This is a genomic window from Sphingobacterium sp. SGG-5 (assembly GCF_011043525.1).
In the GTDB taxonomy this organism is placed as follows: Bacteria; Bacteroidota; Bacteroidia; order Sphingobacteriales; family Sphingobacteriaceae; genus Sphingobacterium.
In genome coordinates, this window is record NZ_JAAKGO010000007.1 from 22,270 (window position 1) to 41,186 (window position 18,917).

General features: G+C 44.0%; 11 protein-coding genes. 1 reads left to right on the forward strand and 10 read right to left on the reverse strand.

All coding sequences use genetic code 11. The annotated features are described in order from the left end of the window. Positions 1–2 precede the first annotated feature (2 nt). Together G5B30_RS11975 and G5B30_RS11980 are read right to left on the reverse strand one after the other, a co-directional pair. Positions 3–3,473, reverse strand: coding sequence for a TonB-dependent receptor (locus tag G5B30_RS11975; protein WP_165320240.1), 3,471 nt, complete (start codon positions 3,471–3,473; stop codon positions 3–5). A 268-nt stretch (positions 3,474–3,741) separates the two neighbouring features. Beyond that, positions 3,742–4,902: a FecR family protein gene (locus G5B30_RS11980; RefSeq protein ID WP_165320241.1), complete on the reverse strand. Its 1,161-nt coding sequence runs from the start codon at positions 4,900–4,902 to the stop codon at positions 3,742–3,744. Positions 4,903–5,031: 129 nt separating this feature from the next. On the opposite strand from G5B30_RS11980, the gene G5B30_RS11985 reads away from it, so the two are divergent. Next, positions 5,032–5,622, forward strand: coding sequence for an RNA polymerase sigma factor (locus tag G5B30_RS11985; RefSeq protein ID WP_165320242.1), 591 nt, complete (start codon positions 5,032–5,034; stop codon positions 5,620–5,622). A 34-nt stretch (positions 5,623–5,656) separates the two neighbouring features. On the opposite strand, the gene G5B30_RS11990 is transcribed toward G5B30_RS11985, so the two are convergent. The 8 genes from G5B30_RS11990 to G5B30_RS12025 form a co-directional block, all read right to left on the reverse strand. Continuing rightward, a complete protein-coding gene (locus G5B30_RS11990) occupies positions 5,657–7,690 on the reverse strand; it encodes a WD40 repeat domain-containing protein (protein WP_165320243.1) in 2,034 nt (677 codons plus the stop codon). Positions 7,691–7,749: 59 nt separating this feature from the next. Further along, positions 7,750–9,006: a DUF4998 domain-containing protein gene (locus G5B30_RS11995; RefSeq protein WP_165320244.1), complete on the reverse strand. Its 1,257-nt coding sequence runs from the start codon at positions 9,004–9,006 to the stop codon at positions 7,750–7,752. Positions 9,007–9,042: 36 nt separating this feature from the next. Then, on the reverse strand, positions 9,043–10,224 hold the full coding sequence (locus G5B30_RS12000; protein WP_165320245.1) for a DUF5000 domain-containing lipoprotein: 1,182 nt from the start codon (positions 10,222–10,224) through the stop codon (positions 9,043–9,045). A gap of 96 nt (positions 10,225–10,320) precedes the next feature. After that, on the reverse strand, positions 10,321–12,228 hold the full coding sequence (locus tag G5B30_RS12005) for a RagB/SusD family nutrient uptake outer membrane protein (RefSeq protein WP_165320246.1): 1,908 nt from the start codon (positions 12,226–12,228) through the stop codon (positions 10,321–10,323). Positions 12,229–12,241: 13 nt separating this feature from the next. Continuing rightward, positions 12,242–15,598, reverse strand: coding sequence for a TonB-dependent receptor (locus tag G5B30_RS12010; RefSeq protein WP_240903197.1), 3,357 nt, complete (start codon positions 15,596–15,598; stop codon positions 12,242–12,244). Positions 15,599–15,828: 230 nt separating this feature from the next. After that, on the reverse strand, positions 15,829–16,980 hold the full coding sequence (locus tag G5B30_RS12015; RefSeq protein WP_165320248.1) for a FecR family protein: 1,152 nt from the start codon (positions 16,978–16,980) through the stop codon (positions 15,829–15,831). Positions 16,981–17,080: 100 nt separating this feature from the next. Next, on the reverse strand, positions 17,081–17,626 hold the full coding sequence (locus G5B30_RS12020) for an RNA polymerase sigma-70 factor (protein WP_165320249.1): 546 nt from the start codon (positions 17,624–17,626) through the stop codon (positions 17,081–17,083). Positions 17,627–17,711: 85 nt separating this feature from the next. Continuing rightward, positions 17,712–18,863, reverse strand: a complete 1,152-nt coding sequence (locus G5B30_RS12025; RefSeq protein WP_165320250.1) for a phosphodiester glycosidase family protein — start codon at positions 18,861–18,863, stop codon at positions 17,712–17,714. Between the last annotated feature and the right edge of the window lie 54 nt (positions 18,864–18,917).

Here is an 18,917-nt window from a genome sequence, read left to right on the forward strand (position 1 = left end):
CCTTATTTAAATGTAACAGAAACGCCAAAGGCAAATAGCTTTTGCTGCGGATAGAACCCATTATTTACATTTGGCATTTCGGGATCAAAATATTTCAGGTAATCCCAAGTGAAGAGGTTGGAGGCTGTGGCATGCAGTCTAACACCACCCAATCTTACTTTTTGTACGACATCCGTTGGAATCGTATAGCCGATCTGTAGCGATTTCAGTCGCAGGTATGCTCCATTGCGCAGATAGCCTGAGTTAGCATGTGCATTATGTGCACCTAAAGCGGCCTTTCCAGCCGTCAATCGAGGAAACTCGGCATTGGGATTATCCGGTCTCCATGAATTTTCAACGAGAAAATAAGGGGTATTACCGTTCTGATAAAATGTTCTGGACATCACTGTAAAGGCATCGATATCATCTGTCGCAGAAGAACCCTCGTAAGGACCCGACAGGAATACATCGGAAAGTGCTGCTCCTTGAAATAAAGTCGACAGATCAAAACCTCTATATTGCAGATCTATATTCAGTCCGTACATAATTTCCGGTATATTGCTTCGCCCGATAAAGGTCATGTCGTCTACTCTTGTCAGACGCCCATCATTATTCAGGTCACGATATTTGTAAAAACCAGGAGCAACCACTCCGCCCGACGGAGAAACCGCATCTTTGGTCTCCTCCCAGGTCTGGTACATACCATCCACGACAAAGCCCAGCTTCGCACCATGCGAATGCCCTACCGTACGTTGCCATGCTGGAAGGTTTTCACTTTCCCGTCTGGTGATGATTTTATTTTTTGCCCAATTAAAATTCCCGGTAATACTATACCTGAAATCATTGACCTGATCCGTGTAACGCAATTGCGCATCGATACCGCGGTTCAGCATCTCCCCATCGTTGAATACGCCAGGGTAATATCCACCCATTGTCGGAGGAAACAGTCCCGAAGCCGGATTCAAGATATCCACCGTAAAGCGATGGAAGAATTCCAGATCAAAACCAAGTTTATTATCCAACCACTGTGATTCAAAGCCGATATTATGTGTTGTACTGGTCTCCCAGATCAAATCGGGATTCGGTGGCCTGCTTGTGTATATAGAAGTAACAGGAGATCCTCCGATCACATATACCGCAGCTCCTTTCTCCGGTCTAAGGTAGGTCTGCAAATAAGCAAAATCATTGCTTTCGCCAACTTTGTCATTTCCGGTTTTACCTGTAGAATACTTCAGCTTAAGGAAATTCACAAAGGGAACATTGTCCTTAAAAAAGTCTTCGCTGGAAATGATCCAGCCCAAACCCAAACCGGGAAACATTTTCCACCGGTTCTGCGGAGCAAAATTGACGGAGGCATCCCAACGGGAAGCTACTTCCAATAAGTATTTTGAATCAAACGCATAGTTCAGGCGAGCCACATAACCCGCTCGTGCTTCGTGAGAGCTGTTACCTCCTGGTCTTACCATATCATCGGGTTCGGTGCTGCCGAAGTCCAGGTCATGAAGTCCCTCTAACGGGAAGTTTCTGGCTCCTCCTGTCAAAATGCTCTGCTGATATTTCGACCATTCGTACAACCCCAACACCGAAATGTCATGCAGCCCAAAAGAGCGGGTATAATTGATATATGGCCTGAATGTCATCCTGTTATTTTGGTTATGTGCCTGTGTCAAGGATGTCTTGGTAATACCAGGTGTCGTGCTCAGCTCAACAAAATCTCCTGTTTTTTGATCCCGAGCTCTTCCCATCAGCTTGTAGGGCTGCAACCAGGATTTGGATTCCAGACTTGTTTTATCATAAGCCATCAGCAATTGCAGATCCAGACCTTCAATTCCGGGAATAGAAAATTTTAGGTTAACGTCTCCTTGAAATACATGATTGTTACGGTGTTGATACCCCGAATGCTCTACGGAAGCCAGTGGATTGATCCAGCCGGGCGAACTGTTATAAGCTGTATAAATTCCATTCTCTGCATACATGGGAAGATTGGGTAACATCATGGCCGCCTGATAAAACGGATTGAGATAAGCTGTATTATCCGGTGAGATGCCCGGTGTCTTGCCTACTTCTACCCTATAGGCTACATTCAGGTCTGCAGACAGCAGGTTGGTCAATTTTGACGAAACATTTGTCCGTACATTGTACCTTTTGAAGTTCGTGTTTTTGATTACTCCACCTTGATCCAAGTGGGATAAGGAAGAAAAATATCGGGATTTTTCATTTCCTCCAGATATAGAGACCGAATGGTGCTGGGACTTGCTGTTATTGCCCAACAATTCGCCTACCCAGTCCGTTTGACCAAATAAGGGATTCGTGTTTGTACCATCATATATGGAACGTATCAATCGTGGCCCATACACATACGGTACTGGATCGCTATTCTGATGGATCAGATAATCATTGTCCAGGTCAATTCCTTTGCTATGCCACATCATATAATCAATTGCATTCAGGAACTTGGGAAAACGGGTGTTTTGCCCAATCTGAAAAGAGCCCTCATAATTGATCTTCGTATCGTTGGCCCTCCCTTTCTTTGTCGTGATGAGGATGATACCGTTGGTTGCCTGAAGACCGTATACGGCTGTGGACACTGCGTCTTTTAGAACAGAAATACTCTCGATCTCCGCAGGGTCCAAATAAGCAAACGAAGAACGCTGTACACCGTCTATCAGAATCAATGGTGTTTGTTGAGAGGCATATGAACTCGTCCCTCTTACACGTAAGGTCGCATTGTCCGCTCCAGGTCTGCCGGATTGTTGCAATGTCGTCAGACCGGGCAATCGTCCTGCTAATGCATTTGTAAGATTCATGGCAGGTGCTTTCTGCAGCTCCTCACCATCGATCTGGCTGACCGAACCCACTACATTTCTTCGTTTCTGTGTGCCATAGCCGACAATGATGACCTCATCGAGATGACTAACAGCGTCTTGAAGTAATACGTCGATCGAATTCGATGTCCCGATCGAAACTTCTGACATCGCATAACCTACGCCGGTGAAGACAAGCTCCCTTGCCGATTCTGGAGCCATGATATGATAATTGCCCCGGTCGTCGGTCATCGCGACAACAGCGGTACCCTTTACCGCAACCGTAATACCTACTACAGGATCACCTTTTACATTCGTCACCCGACCGCTTATCTCCCGCTGCTGCTCTATGGCTACAGAAGAGGAGGATACCGCAGCCCGCTGTTGCCGGTCTGCTCTCGTAACCAATATAGTTTTCTCGTCAATGGTATAGTTCAGTGACTGCGGAGTTAATACTTTTTCTAAAAACTCTTTCAACGGCATATTCGTTGCCGTAATCGAGACCGGAACAGCAGACTGGATTGTTCGTGAGCTGTACATGACATAATACCCCGTCTGCTTCTCTATCGTCGAGAAAACGGAACTTAGAGATTGTGCCTTTGCTTTCATACTGACAGTCTGCGAACGTGACTTCCCACTGATCTGCATACATCCGACGAATAGCAGGATGGCTACAATATTGATACGCATAAGAACTCTTTTTCTGACCGAACCAAATGGCCAAAACCAATTTGATGAGGCGTGGTTACATAATTTATTTTTATATATAGGACATCTATCCCATATATACGGTTGATATTTTTTCATTAACTTTGAGCAATTGGATAATTTATAATCTGGTTTTCTTGAACTAATCAGAATTGGGATATCCGAACATGCAGGGGGATGCTGGAATCATCTCCCTGTTCGTTTCTTTTTTATGTTGGCTTCATGTATTCCTCCTTCAATTTATTTATAGTTATTTTTTTACAATTAATTTATTACCTTCTATTTGCAGATTAATTCCCGAATCCTTCAAAAATTTCATGAGCACACTCAGATCGACATTGCGACTCATTTTGCCAGAAAAGGCCTCCGTTGGTTGCTTCCCTTCATAAACCACATCGATATCATACCAGCGGGCAATCTGTTTCAACAGCTGAGGAAATGGCGTTTCGTCAAAATAGAAAATGCCCGATTTCCAAGCTATTGCTACATCTATATGAGCAGGCTTCACTTGTATATCTGCTGTATGATGTACCCAAGATTCCTCACCGGGTCGGAGTATAACCGCCTGGTCTTTCCCGGAGCTTGCCACACGTACCTGTCCACTGATCAGGGTAGTCTTCGTTTCGGCCTCATCTGCATAAGCCGATATATTGAATGTTGTCCCTAAGACATCAACGGTTTGATCCGATGTTGTAACCCTAAAAGGGATTCGCCCTCCATGCGGCCCCTGCAGGCCAACGATTTCGAAATAAGCCTCCCCCTCTAACTCAACCATCCGTTCGCGCGAATTAAATCGTAAAGGATATTTAAGCGTACTCCCAGCGTTGAGCCACACTTTGCTGCCATCCGGCAATACCACCTGATATTGCCCTCCTCTCGGAACGGCTAACACCGCATACGACAACGAATCATCATCCTGCTTACTATCGACATTATACAGCGAATTTCCATCCTCGTATCGTATTTCCCCATCAGCATTTACTATTCCTGAATAAGCCTCGCTCAATGTCACGATAGTACCGTCTGCTAAGGTCAACGTAGCCTTGTTCCCACCCGGCTTCACACTTTCCGCTACGCCGGATAGCGGCCTATTTTCCATCCTTGGCAATTGAATCGTATTTGAGTGAAAATGCAGATAGTAGATGCTTCCCAATACGGCAAATATAAGAACAGCAGCTGCGTAAGGCATCCATTTTCTAATCCACACAGAACGGAACGATATGCGCTGTTCACGCTGTTGGATTGCAATCCAAACTCTATCTTTATGGGCATCGATCTCGGCGGCGGTCCAATGATAGCTTCTGCCAGAATCCAAGCTCTCAAACCATTGATCCATCAGCTCCTTCTCGGCGCCTGTTAGTTCATCGTTCTGGTACTTGCGAATAAGTATATCAAACTTGTCTCGATTCATTAAAATGTGATAGCTAACTTTACATGTTCTTAATATATAAATAACATAAGCTATACTGTACACATAGTCGATTTAAAAAAAATTCATATTATTGTACCAATAACTAAAAAAGGTTGGAATATATAACCGATGGAGAACCTCGAAAATAAAGACTTGTTGGCTGCTTTACAAAATGGAAGCAAAACTGCCTTTGAAACGATTTACCATCGCTTGGCCGACAGGCTCCTACAGTATATTCATAATCGTGTACGTGACCGTTTGATCAGTGAAGAAATCGTACAGGAAATCTTTGTCTCGCTCTACCTAAGCCAACCCGGGTTCCAGTCCTATTCCGCATTGGAAGGCTATCTTTTCAAAGCTGCTAAATACCAAATATTGAACCATATACGTTCAGAGAAAGTTCGTCAGCGTTATACCGAACATCTTGCTTTATTCGTTGCACAGGAATACGATAACAGCATAGAACAGCTGATGGATATGAGCGATATCAAAGCGGCTATCGAGCAGCATATTAAGCAGCTGCCCCCCAAATGTCAGGAAGCATTTCGTCTCAGCCGTTTTATGCACAAATCTATCACCGAAACTGCACAGCTTATGGGTATCTCCACCCGGACAGTAGAAAATTACATCACGCAGGCACTTCGTCATCTCCGCAAGAACCTGTCACAGTATCAATGGACCGTGCTGTTGATTTATTTGTCGTCAGGGCTTTCCTATTAAGTTTTCCATATACAAATCTTATTTTTCCATCATCTCAATTACCCGGATTATATTGCCACAGGTCTCCTCCCCGACTAAAATACAACCGTCCCTTTTTGTCCATGGAAATCCATGCTGCATCGTCCATTAGCTTGGTAACCTTCATGGTCGATGGGTCTATACTGAACATCGCACCACCAAATGCACCGGCACCGTAGACTTTGCCGTTAGGATGTATTACAAGCTCTATACTTTTCCAGCTGGCCGAAAAATACCGATCCACCAATTTATGGGTACTCCTCACCGTATTCGTTTTTGGATCATAGATAAACAAAGTATCCTCTGCAACACCCCAGATATAACCGTCCGGGCCGATGATCAGATTGGTGATCTGCCTTTTTCCGCTGACCGGAATGATTTCACTTACTTTCCTATTGCCCATAATATCCCACACAAATAGTTTAGCCTCCGTCTGTGAAGCTACTGTACCTCCACCGCCAAAAATAGATGTACCCCCATAAATCATATCGTCCTTGTATAATAAGCTGATGATCGATTGATCCGTAACAATCTCACCATAATTCGTAATCTGATTAGTGGTCTTATCATATCGGGCCAATACACCTCCTCTCTCGCCGTAATCTGCCACTGTACCTAAAAACAAGCTATTATGTCTGGGGGGAGTAACAACGACGCCAAAGATCCGATCTTGTCCGGTTACCGTCGCTACCCGTCGTGGATTTGTGTTCATCACCCAAGGCTGTCTGGAATCATATTTGTAAATATGGGCTCCCGGATAAATATTAAAATAGGTATCCGTTCCGTCGACAACGATGGACTCCGCTTGCCCCATTCCCGAGTAACTCAGAATCTCACCTGTCTCGGGATCATATGCACCGTTTCCCCCACCGGGATAACCGCTCGTATGTATCCTCCCATCGGCCCCTAAAGCGGTGATGCGGATATTGATAGGCTGTGGGGGGACAGATGCATCTACAGTCGTGGATTGAGAATTTACCACATTAAATTTCACCAGTTTATTCGCGTCATTTAATATATGGAGCAACCCATCTTTTCCCCAGGTCATTGCCAATGCCCGAGCCGTGCTTCCTACTTTTACTGAAGTAGTTGATGACGTTGCAAAATCATATACGCGTAACTCGGTAGAACTGTGGCTGTGATAGACCTTGTAGGGATCCGAGAGCGAACGAGCATAGGCGCGGCTACTGATACCGGTTATCTCTCGTTCGACAGCGGTACTTTGGTCGACATTATAAACTAACGTCTTCCCATTGACCGTCGCAAACAGGCGACTTCCTCCGGCTACGTTAGGAACCAATACTAATGGATAGACGAAACCGGATTTTCGCTCTACTATGGGTAGGATTTCTTTTTTCTCACCTGTTCTCGGGTCTAGCTCGATCAGATTCGCCGCGAGTGACCCCACGCCTGCATACAGCTTATCGTTGGACGGACTATATGCCAATGTGCGCACATACTTCTCTCCTGCGACCAAAGCCCCCTTACTCACATCCGAGAAACCGTCGTTGGGGTGGTAGCGAAACACACGGGCACCGGGAAAGGTACAACCAAATATCTCACCGTTCTTGCCTGCTGTAACTTCCCAAACATATGTTTCAGAAGGCAATGCCTTACCCAAGTCTTCTACGAGCACGCTACCGGGTTTATGCTTAAACACTTTCCCGTTATCTCCTCCGGCAACATACAACCATCCGTCTGTCGACAGCGTTACCGACCAAGACGTTTCTGTCCCCGCTAATGCCAAATTTACCAATAACCTGCCGTTGTTTGCATCAAGGCCAACCAACCGGGACGGTGTCCCTTTAACTACGCTATACACCAATTCAATACCTTCAGCAGTAGTTACAAATTGTCCACTCTGAATGGTTGACTCGGTGACTTGCGGCCCTAAATTGGTGAACTTAGGCGGCTCTGGTGTCTCCGGTTCCTTTGTTTCTTCCTCTGTCGGATCTGTTGTTGTTTGAGGAACACCTTGCGTATTTTTTTTACATGCACATGTTGCAAAAAACAACCATATACCACAAATAATAAGTTTCTGTACGTTCATCTTTTTTTATTATTCAAATCTGTATATCCCTAATATTTTTTACGTCATCTCTGATCCCACTACTTCTCGTACCCCCAAAAGGTGAGTTCGGCTATGGTAATATCTTTACTCGTCTCCTTCCATGTTTCCATCGTCCGAAAACGTACATACCTATAGCCCACCTCATCTTCACTCTCCGGAAAGGTGAAATCATGTCCAGCTTGGGCAAATGCCATATCATCGTCAGTAACCCCTGATGATCCGGAAGGTTTGATGACCTCAAATTCTCCTCCAAGCTGCACCCAAACCCAGTCATCCCAGTTGCTTGACCCCGTATTGCTGACATATACCTCAAACTTTTTGGGAGCTCCATTATTATACGCCCAAATGGTACTGTGTGCCAACGTATGGAGCCTCATCTTGGTTAAAATGTATTTTGCGCCCAAATCAATAGCAAAAGAACTCGGAGGAGAAGGGACAGCCGCAGCGTCTGACATCCTATAGTAGCCATTTTGATCCTCGATACCATCCCAAATTTTCTCAAATGCCGTACCCGCAGCCCTAGCGGTAGTGTAATATTCACCTTTGTTACCAATACCCGGATTCTTCCAAAGCGACTTATCCAGTCGGATTTCGACTCCTGCTGGCGGCACCTCGACCCTTTCAAAATCCACATAAAAAGTATCCAATGCCAATGTGTCCGGCAGGAAAGCTGTTCGTATATAAAAATCTCCATCGAGGGTAAAGCCGGGTAAGACCAAAGTTTCTTCCTGCGCCTTTAGCTTAACAGTAACTTCCTCCCCATCCACATTATTGTATTTAATGTCAGAATAAACGATCTCATTATCTGCAGCCAACCATAAAATATCCAAATCCTTTCTCGCATTTACTCTTTTCATCGAACGGATAACTCTATTGTACAGACTACTCTGAAACCGCTGACCATAAACCCTCCCTACTTTGGATGATCGTATAGAAGTATTCCCCAGTTTGTCGTACAAAAAGATTTCGAACTCATGCACGCCCTCGGCAAGATTATTCACCATGACCTTGATCGTATCCACCTTTTCGGTCTTCTGGATCGATCCCTCCACGGAGTCCTTTCTATTGTTCCAGTACATCTTGTATTTTGTTACCTTCGGATCAGAAAGCAACAACCAGCTGACTTCGGCCCTTTGATTTCCTCCCCGCACTACGATGGAGTCGGCTTTGGAGATATAGACGGTCTCTCCATCCTCGACAAACTGTCGGTAAGTATAATCCATCTCCTTGCAGCTGAATAGGAATCCCATCAACACGAATAATGCTATGAGAAACGAAATTCTGTTATTTTTCATCTTTATTATTTTTTCGTATGCGTTATAATCCATCCTTTAATTTGCGATCTGCCCCCAAAATGTCAATTCCAACAATGTCACGTCGGGATTCCCGCCCCAGGTTTCTTTTGTTTTAAAGCGGACATAGCGAAAAGATTCATCCATGGGTTCAAAATCAAAATCTTCCCCTCTTGCATTTAAAGCCCGGTCATCTGCCGTTAATGTTCCCAACGGTTCTCCGGATGGTTTTATTGATTCGAATGTCCCCATCAATGTCCAATCGTCCCAATTTGTAGATTTTACATTACTGCCCCATATTTCAAATACTCGAGGTGAGCCTGAGGCAAACTGCCATGTATCCGAATGAGACAATTGGTTTACCCGCATACGACCAAACTTATAGGCTCTTCCTAAATCTATGGTAAACCAGTTGGGTAATGTAAGTTCTGGAGCGGGCTGCATCAAGAAATAAGTTGTTCCACCAGGTGTCCAAAGCATACTCAACGGATAAGCCGCGTATCGGGGCGTATAATAATCATCGAATAACATCGCATTCGCGAACAAACTCTTATCCATTTCCTCTTCGTATAGCGGTGTCAGGGTACGAAAAAGTGTATCCGAATGGTTTTTCCACTTGTCTACAAAATATATCCCAAAATCCTTAGTTTCTGCTGCAAGCCCTCTTACTGCAAACTTCACCTCACGTGCATCCGATACATAGAAGCGGTCGTGTTCTATCCAATTACCCGTTTCAGTATCTTTATACAAGGTATAGATAATATAAGACGCTTGGGTTTCATTTAAAAACTTGAGGCCAAGGCCACCAAAGGTTTCAAATACTTCGAGGGTAGCACGCGCATTTTCTATAGGCGAGGTCAACGGTTTGATTGTTATTACGGAAGGAGCATCGGAAGGGACTTCAGAGCGGCTTACGGCAAACAATTTTACCGGTCGCTCCGTCGTACTGTAAAACCCTTCAAGTAACACATAGTTTTTGGAAACTGAGGATTTGACCACTTTGGTTTCGCCCGACAACAACGAATACTCCGCCTGTACGTATAGTACATTGGGATCATCGGGTAGTGTATAACTTATTTTGGCCGCCCCGGGCATATTTTCGACCTTGATATTGCTCAATGATCCAGGTACACTGCCATCATGTACCATGGGGGTATGTTGTGATTCTTTGCACCCTACAAAAAGTAGAATAGTAAAGAAAAATAAGATTCTTCTCTTCATATTATGTATATTTTATAGTAGTATCCAATTTCTTATAAACTACCATTTATCCTGTAATTACGATATCTCCTGGTTCTATTACGTATTGACGTCTCGTTACCAACCTGGGTTCTGAACTAAATTTTTATTGACGATCAAATCATTTTCGGCTATAGGCCAAAAATAATCCCGGAACGTAAATTGCTGATCAAACAGATCACGCACCCTATAGAACCCTTCTGGGGCAGACTGATGAGCATCCCATCCCTGAATCGGCTTATTCAGCTCCAACGGAGCTGTCTTCCACCTGCGCACATCCCAAAAACGCTCGCCCTCAAACGCCATTTCAATAGTTCTTTCCCGTTGGATGATCTCTCTTAAACCGTCTTTACTATCTATTTTATTCGGGTTACGCGAAAAATATAACCAGGCATATTCTACACCCGGTATTCCAGCCCTCGTACGAACCAGGTCGAGATATCGGAATATCTCACTCGTTGGACTATCTTCAACTTCGTTCAGTGCCTCAGCATATAATAGATACAAATCACTCAGCCGCAAGATAGGCCAGGGATAATTAGTAGGCGTAAAAGCAGTAGGTGCAGTATGTCGGGTTTCATAATGTACCAATTTCTTAGGGTAATATCCTCCAATAGCATATCGGTTGAGCTGTTTTTGACCCGCATATTCCCCCGCCCTCATTTGTAAATAAAATGATGCATTATCATCATATACGCCACGACCATACCACTTACCTCGGTCAAACCCCAAAGAAGCATAAAAACGTGGCTCGCGCTCGAAATGAAGAGCAGCTGTTGTTTCTCCTTGTTGTATATAATACCGCTCATCTGTGGACCCCTGTCTCAGATCAAAACGTTCGTTATAATGCCAAGTGGCATCTTCATTAATGGGGAGGCCATTTGCAGTATAGAACATGTTCGCAATATTCATTGTGGCACCAGCCGTACCACCTCCAGAAGGGACATTATATACCTCCGTACGGGACATATTAATCGGCATCACCTGCCCCTGTAGCTCTCCTGTAAAACTGCTGCTCTGTACCCAAAGGATTTCCGTGTTCCAGCGTTCCGAAAAAGCGCCACGTATATCCATCTCCTTCTTAGTGACAGCAGATATATTTTGAGTCTGTGGGGTTAATTGAAAATAATACAGTTCATGTCCGGCTTCATGTGCAACATCAATCGCAGTTTTAAGCGCATCCGCTGCACGTCGCCATTTGTTAGGATCGTATACTGTATTAAACAAATGTCTACCATTTTTATCCGTAAAACCAGCATAATCGGGATTACCGTTAAACAACGGACTTGCAGCATAGGTCAATACTTTGGCTTTCATCGCGACGACAATCGGATAAGTGATTCGACCATACTCTAAGTCTTCATTGATAAGATGTAACGGGAGATCCCCTTCAGCTTCTTCCATCAATTCAACAATATATTCGAATACCTCATCCACTGGCTCACGGAATACCCGAACTTCCTCAATTGATGCTGAAATAGGAATATTCTCACGATTGATGGGTATCGGCCCATACGCGCGGAGTAACAAAAAATGGTAGTAGGCCTTCAGAAATTTGACCTCTGCAGCCCATTGATCTTTCTCCCACACATCCATATCGGGCACCAAAGCAATATGCTCCAAAAACACATTACACTGGCTTATTCCTTCCCATAAATCTGTCGTGTGAGTGCCTCCAGCCCAATATGACAAAAAGGGGTTATTTGTATTTTGCATGCCCATAGAAATATTAAGCCCGGCATAGCTCGCAAGACTCGATTCCGGTGCCCACATCTCGTCAGCCCCAAAAAAGCCCGGGTTGGATTGACGTCCGGCAAAATTCGGTAGATATGCATAGCAAGTATGCAGGTATTTCTTTGCTTCGGACCGCATATTAAATGAAGACTCTAAAGTCCTTATACCATCCGGCACCACATCTAGATACTTATTGCAAGAATAACTGACACTTAGCATCAGCACACTAAGAAGAAAATTTCTTAATCTCATCGTTTTCATAAATTTAGAAAGTAACGTTAATGCCCAGGTTATACACCCGTTGAAGCGGGTATCCCAAACCATTGTCTCCCATTTCGATATCCCATAATTTGAAATGACTTAAATTGTAAAGGTTTGACCCGCTCAGGTATAACCTCAAATTTTTCATGTGCATCTTTTCTGTGATATGTCTGGGAAATGCATAGCCCAGTTCGGCTTGTTTCAACCGCAGGAAATCACCCTTGCGCACCCACCACGTACTTGTCTGCATATTATTACTTTGATTCTCCGTGCTTAAGCGGGGATACATCGCATACAGATTCGGATTGTCCAAAGAGTAGTGATTATCCGCTATGGCTTGCATTACCTGTTTGCCACCAACAAACGGTTGTATATTTGACGGGTTTATCCAAAAAGAAGAGTTTGCTGACCCTTGAAAGAATGCGGACAGGTCAATATTTTTCCATCCCACCGAAAAGCCGGCCCCATAGATGATTTCGGGCATCGTTGGAAATCCGATCGGTACTTGATCCAACGCTGTAATCTGACCATCGCCATTGACATCTTTATACTTGATATCACCGGCGATATTGTTACCTCCAAACTGTGTGGGCGAATTTCGCACCTCTTCATCATCAACAAATAGTCGCTCGGCAATATAGCCCCACTGCTGGCTGATAGGATAGCCAATCCGGGACTTCCACCACTCTTTTTCGTACGTAGGCTCTTCATAAACCCTATACTCACTTTGAGCAAAAGTAAAGTTACCTCTGGCTTGTATCCATATTCCATTCGATAGGCTGTGATTGACATCCACTGACATTTCCATGCCGCGGCCTGCGGCTTCACCCACATTGGCCTGTTGGGTAGCCGTTAGCCCCATTGTAGAAGGAATATTAGCTCGGGCCATCAGGATATTCGTACGGCGTTCCTGAAAAAAGTCGGCCTGAATGTTAATTTTATTGAATAAGCCCAGTTCTAAAGCTAAATTAGATTTATACGAAGTTTCCCAACTGATATCTGGATTCGCATACCGGGTCACCCTCGCTCCTGTTTCAATATCTCTCACGACCTTACCAAAACCAAAGCTACTACCATTACTCACTTCAGAAAGATAAAAGAAACGATCTTGTGCCCGGCCAATCTGGTCATTACCTACTAATCCGTAAGTTGCTCTCAAACGGAAATTATTGATTTTACTTTTCAGCGGCTCCCAAAATTTCTCGTTCGAGACACTCCATGCAATACCAGCAGACGGGAAAAACCCAAAACGCTGGCTCTCGTGGAAGCGTTCCGAACCGTTATATCCGAAGTTAAACTCCGCAAAATATCGACTGTCATAGGAATATGTAGCTCTTCCGGAAACACCTAAGTTTCGGGAAGGAAGAGACAATTGCATACTATTGGCTCGCGCATCCAAGCCTGAACGCATAATATATACAAGCAATCCGCTCAACCCATGCTTCTGACCAAAAGTCCGGTTGTAGTCAAAAGCAGATTCCAAGTAAAACACCGAGTTTTGCTGCCTCAGATCTTCATTGACACCAAACCCTAAATACTCCCGTCCAATTTCAAATTGATCAAGATAATACGCTCCAGTACGCCGATCAGAAGCTGTAATTTCATAATAAAAAGGTATAGAAGCACGCTCGATATCAAATCTCGATATCCTATTGGTATTGAGCATGGTCCGAAAGCGGAGGCCTTCTGTCAAAAAAGACAGATTTTGCTTAACTTCCATCTGTGCCATCATCAACGAACGTGTGTAGTCTTTATATCCTCTTACCATGTTGGCATAAGGATTTATAAAAGGTTGATCCGCTCTGCCACCAAACATAAGATGCTCTACGTAATGAAATTGTTCGTTTTTCGGATAGACCGGCACAAAATCCACTGGACTCGCCCGGATAACTTGATTATAAATGGCAGCTCCACCTTCGATCGGACCATTGTAATCATCAAAGTTACCGTTCAAACGCACAATAAGTTCCGTGTTTTTAGTCAGATCGATATTTACGTTTGCCCGTAGTGTATAACTTTTGAGATCAATATTATTGTTAAAGTTATTGAAAGCAGGCACTTTCAACATCCCGTTGTCTTGTGCATACGATCCCGCCACATAATAACGGGCAATCTTTCCGCCACCGCTGACATTCAAGTTATGGCGGTGGTTCAAGGTATTATTTTTGAAAAGCTCCTCTCGCCAGTCTACTGCCGGAAATATAAATGGATGATTTCCCTCTGCTGTTGCATCTATCTTTTCTTGCGTATAAAACTCTTTCTCAAATGGGGATCGCGAATACAAAGCATCGTTGTAGAGCTTCATATACGATATCGGATCTGCTAATTCTACATTTCGTGTCGCCGCAGACATAGAAGCCTCTGAACGAAACGATATGTTAGCCGCCCCTTCCTTTCCCTGCTTGGTGGTCACGAAAATGACACCATTCGCACCACGTGCTCCGTATAGTGCCGTAGATGTGGCATCCTTCATAATCGAGAAGCTCTCAATATCATCCGGACGTAAACGTGCCAGTTCGGTCACACTCAATTCCATACCATCGATCAGGATCAATGGATCCACCTTACCGGTTCCAAAAGACGTCACCCCACGGATAAAGAAATCGGCATTATCCTGTCCAGGCTCACCGCTGCGTTGATAAGCTATAATGCCTGCGGCTTGTCCCGCCAATGCCGTAGTTAGATTACTGGAAGGTACACGGAGGTTGGACGGTTTAACCTGTGTCACTGATCCAACCATATCGGTTTTCTTTTGCGTACCAAATGCAACGACCACAACCTCTTCCAACGATTCGGGATCCACTTCCATGACGATCGCTAACGGAGCTTCTGAAGTCACCGGCACCTCCTTAGTGAGATATCCGGTATGGCTCAATACCAATATAGATCCGGCATCCATAAAAGGAAATGAGAATTCACCATTGGCATCTGTCTGTGTCCCAACCTGAGACCCTTTAATCATAACCGACACACCGCGAATAGGATTATTCTCTTTGTCGATGACCTTACCCTGGATCGTCTTCTGCTGAACATTCACGTTATCGTTACCAGAAACACTCCTTCGATTGGCAGCTTTTATGACGATTGTACCATCATGCAAATGGTAAGTCAGTGGTTGCTTTTCCATGAGCTTGTTCATAGCATTGTCAAGTGAAACGTTCTTTAGTACCAGGTTGATCTTGCTTGTATTTTTCAAGACCCCATCCTGATAGATAAACCGGTATCCCGTCTGTTGCCTGATCGCGGAAAAAGCCTCTTGCAAAGAGGTGTTTTTCAGTCGCAAAGAGACTGTCTGGGCAAGCCCCGTGGCAGACACAGCCTGCAGTGTCGCTATCAACATAAAAACAATTGTCAATTTCATTGCGAGAATGATTTTGGTTAGATAGACACAACGACCTCGATGCCATTGTCTCCTACAGATATAATACATACCTTTGTAACGATTAAGATTTATAAATTAGTTGATTTAACTATGTTAGTTTTTGTCTTGGTCTCAGACTGGGGGTATAGCCGTACTCCCAGTTTTCATACCTCAATTACTTTGTTTTCATATGCTTTCTTTTCATCATATTTTGGTTTTATCCTTTTTGATTATTTAACAACTATCTTTTTCCTTTCGATACTGACATGATATGCGGTCAGATCACTCAGCACCGCACAGACCGCTTGTATGGATTCACTTTTTTTAATCCCACCTCTATATTTTTGGTTGGCCAGTGTATTGCGCATATCTACCTCGACGTTATACCATCGGGCGACTTCCTCCAATACTTCTCTAAGATTCTTGCTATCAAAATAAAAATAGCCGTCCTTCCATGCCAGCGCTTCCTCTATATCCGCTTTTCCGACCTGAATATTGCCTTGCCCACTGATGGTTCCGTAACCCGGTTCGATTACCTTGGACTCTCCACCGGAACTGACCTTGATCTTGCCCTCGGTCAGAATGGTCTTCGTCGTCCCGCGATAAAGATGCGTATTGATATTGAATGCCGTACCTAAAGCTTCCACCTGGGTATCGTTTACCTCTACCCGGAACGGTTTAGATGGATCTTTGGCTACCTCAAAATAAGCTTCACCCCGTACTTTTACCTTCCGCTCATCGCCGACAAAAGTAGATGGAAATTCTAATTCAGAGTCTGCATTCAGCCAGACTTTAGTACCATCAGAAAGCTGAATTTGAAATGTTCCTCCTAATGGGACTTGAAGCTTATGGATCTGAGGTTGGGTATTCTTGACTTCACTGTAATCCAACATCGAGCCGGATGCTGCCAATTGAAGCGCACCATCCGTAATAGTTTGCGGACTGTTATCACCCAATTCTACTGTCGATCCATCCGACAACACTAACGTTGCTACTTCCTTGCCGGGTGTAACTTCCATAGCTAACTGTGCCTCAGCCTTGGGAAGACCTGATCTCTCCTTCCAAAAAAGACTTCCGCCAACAACGCATATAGCTATAATAGAGGCAGCGACGACCCACCACTTATTAAAGCGTCTTTCTTGCATGGGTTTGCGGTCATACCTATCCCATATCAATTGCCAGTCCTTCTCTGGATCAATTGATTCATAGTCTGACATCCGCTTTCCGATCTTTTCCAAGGATGCCTCTTTATCTTCTACCCAAGACCGTAGTGATGGATATTTTTCCATTAAAGAGATCAGCTCCTCAGCCTCTTTGGAGGTAATCTCTCCCTGCAAATATCTGGCGACAAGCTCAGCAGCTCTTATATGATGTGTATCCATGAATAGTCTTGTCCATATTTCAATGCATAAAGGAATATTCCCCTATTTATAGATAAGACACGCCTACTTGGAAAAAGAATGAAAAAGACGAAAAATATTTTTAGAAAAAGGAGAAAAGTAAAGTTTTGAGGGAATTAAGGGTAGGTACAAGCCTATGCCGCAAGAGTTCGACCGACCGTCTCTTTTGTGTCTTTATAGTATTGATGGATACACCGCACAGCTCTGCCGCCTCAGCGTTCGACTTCCCTTCGATATAGGTTAATTTACAAACTTCCTGACACGACTTGGGAAGAGACGCGATTGCTTTGTGTAGGTTATTAACCGTCTCGGCGTATATCAACGCATCTAAAATAGGTGCTTCATCCGCTTCACCCCATGTACCGGATGTGTAGTAGGCATCGGTCACCTTTTGATGTCTAAGATGATTGAGTGACGTATTCTTGACCGATGAATAGAGGTAACCTTTCAATGCGTTTTCCTGTGCAGGAAGCGTCTCAGCCTTTTCGAGAATTTTGACAAAAGTATCCTGAACGATATCGAAAGCTGTCTCCCGGCATTTTACGATATGCCACGAAAACTCCACTAGAGCAATATAATATTGTTCAAAAAGTTTCTTTATCTGCATTTCCGTCTGGATATCCTTCATCAGGCGTGAATATATAATTGTATCTACAGTTAGTATTGCTTCAAAAGTAAGTAATACAAACTAGTTTAGCAATGAAGAGTATGTGTTATTTTACATAAATCACACTTTTGACAGGTCTCTGCCAAGTTCCTCCGGCAGGATAGTTAACAAGACCGTTGTTACCCTGATTTTTAACAAACATCGTCGACGAACCACCACCATCAAAATTCATCGCATTCTCAGCCCCTAATGCCTGCAATATCTTAGCTAAATTCAGCGTGCTTATTCCAGTTACACTTCCTCCTGTATCTACAACTACCATAAACACACGTTTGCCGTCGGCGGTAACACCCAATCCTGTTCTTCCCGTCGACGAATTATTATGTCCTACAGACATATCTAAATTTTCTATTACACCGGATGTAATCAGCATCGGGCCACATACGATGACGTTCTGAGCCTGTGTGGGAGGAATTGCTGCAGCGACCAGGTTCAGGTTCTTGCCGCTATTCGTAAATTTCCGCACCGTAGCCACGTTGTTATGTATAATAAGAGCCGAATTTGTGAATATCTGGTTGACATCCAAATGGCCTGCCTGAACCGTCAATCCGTCAATCCGGATATAGGGATCCTTGTTGCTGGATCCATTGTATGGAAAATAACCTGCATTCACACCGGCGACGGCATCGTAATCATTACAAATGGTCACCGTGGCGGCAGTACTCGTAGAAACACCTATGCCCAAAGTATTGCTCGCGTTAAGGGTGACATCCAATACATATATTCTTCGTTGAGCTGGACCAAACAACGTGAATTGGCCTGTTTTGTAAATAACCCCTGGCTTCACTGTATGTTCAGTCCAATCGTATGTGGCTACCTTGTTCTGATCGGCATCGACAGCAATGCTTCGGGCATTCGAAACCTTATCAGCTATCGTAACGGTGATGTCTGCGTTAGCAGCAGTACCTAAATCCGGAGTTGTTACTTTCAGTGTCGTCTTTGTCGCCGACATAACTGTAGCTTGTACCGTTCCGAACTTCACGATGTTATCTTCTTTATTCGAACTGAAATTACTACCGTTAATAACCACGGTAGAGTTATAAAAACATGTAGCAGTTACGGATGTTATTGAAGGAGATGAGACCGTGATTTTAGTATCTCCATCATTGACATTAACACTGTCTCCACAAGATGTTGTTAAAAAAGAGAAGGCTATAAAAGCCAACATAACTTTGAAATAATTTACTTTTCTTTCCATTGAATAGATCTATTTGTTTAGGCTTCTCTATTGTTTCATATAATTACGATAAAC

Bases quoted from the DNA above. Each gene is read 5' to 3' on its own strand.
- G5B30_RS12015 (WP_165320248.1), bottom strand. From the start codon at position 16,980: ATGGATACACATCATATAAGAGCTGCTGAGCTTGTCGCCAGATATTTG.
- G5B30_RS12010 (WP_240903197.1), bottom strand. From the start codon at position 15,598: ATGAAATTGACAATTGTTTTTATGTTGATAGCGACACTGCAGGCTGTG.
- G5B30_RS11985 (WP_165320242.1), top strand. From the start codon at position 5,032: ATGGAGAACCTCGAAAATAAAGACTTGTTGGCTGCTTTACAAAATGGA.
- G5B30_RS12025 (WP_165320250.1), bottom strand. From the start codon at position 18,863: ATGGAAAGAAAAGTAAATTATTTCAAAGTTATGTTGGCTTTTATAGCC.
- G5B30_RS12000 (WP_165320245.1), bottom strand. From the start codon at position 10,224: ATGAAGAGAAGAATCTTATTTTTCTTTACTATTCTACTTTTTGTAGGG.
- G5B30_RS12020 (WP_165320249.1), bottom strand. From the start codon at position 17,626: ATGAAGGATATCCAGACGGAAATGCAGATAAAGAAACTTTTTGAACAA.
- G5B30_RS11975 (WP_165320240.1), bottom strand. From the start codon at position 3,473: ATGCGTATCAATATTGTAGCCATCCTGCTATTCGTCGGATGTATGCAG.
- G5B30_RS11980 (WP_165320241.1), bottom strand. From the start codon at position 4,902: ATGAATCGAGACAAGTTTGATATACTTATTCGCAAGTACCAGAACGAT.
- G5B30_RS11995 (WP_165320244.1), bottom strand. From the start codon at position 9,006: ATGAAAAATAACAGAATTTCGTTTCTCATAGCATTATTCGTGTTGATG.
- G5B30_RS11990 (WP_165320243.1), bottom strand. From the start codon at position 7,690: ATGAACGTACAGAAACTTATTATTTGTGGTATATGGTTGTTTTTTGCA.
- G5B30_RS12005 (WP_165320246.1), bottom strand. From the start codon at position 12,228: ATGAGATTAAGAAATTTTCTTCTTAGTGTGCTGATGCTAAGTGTCAGT.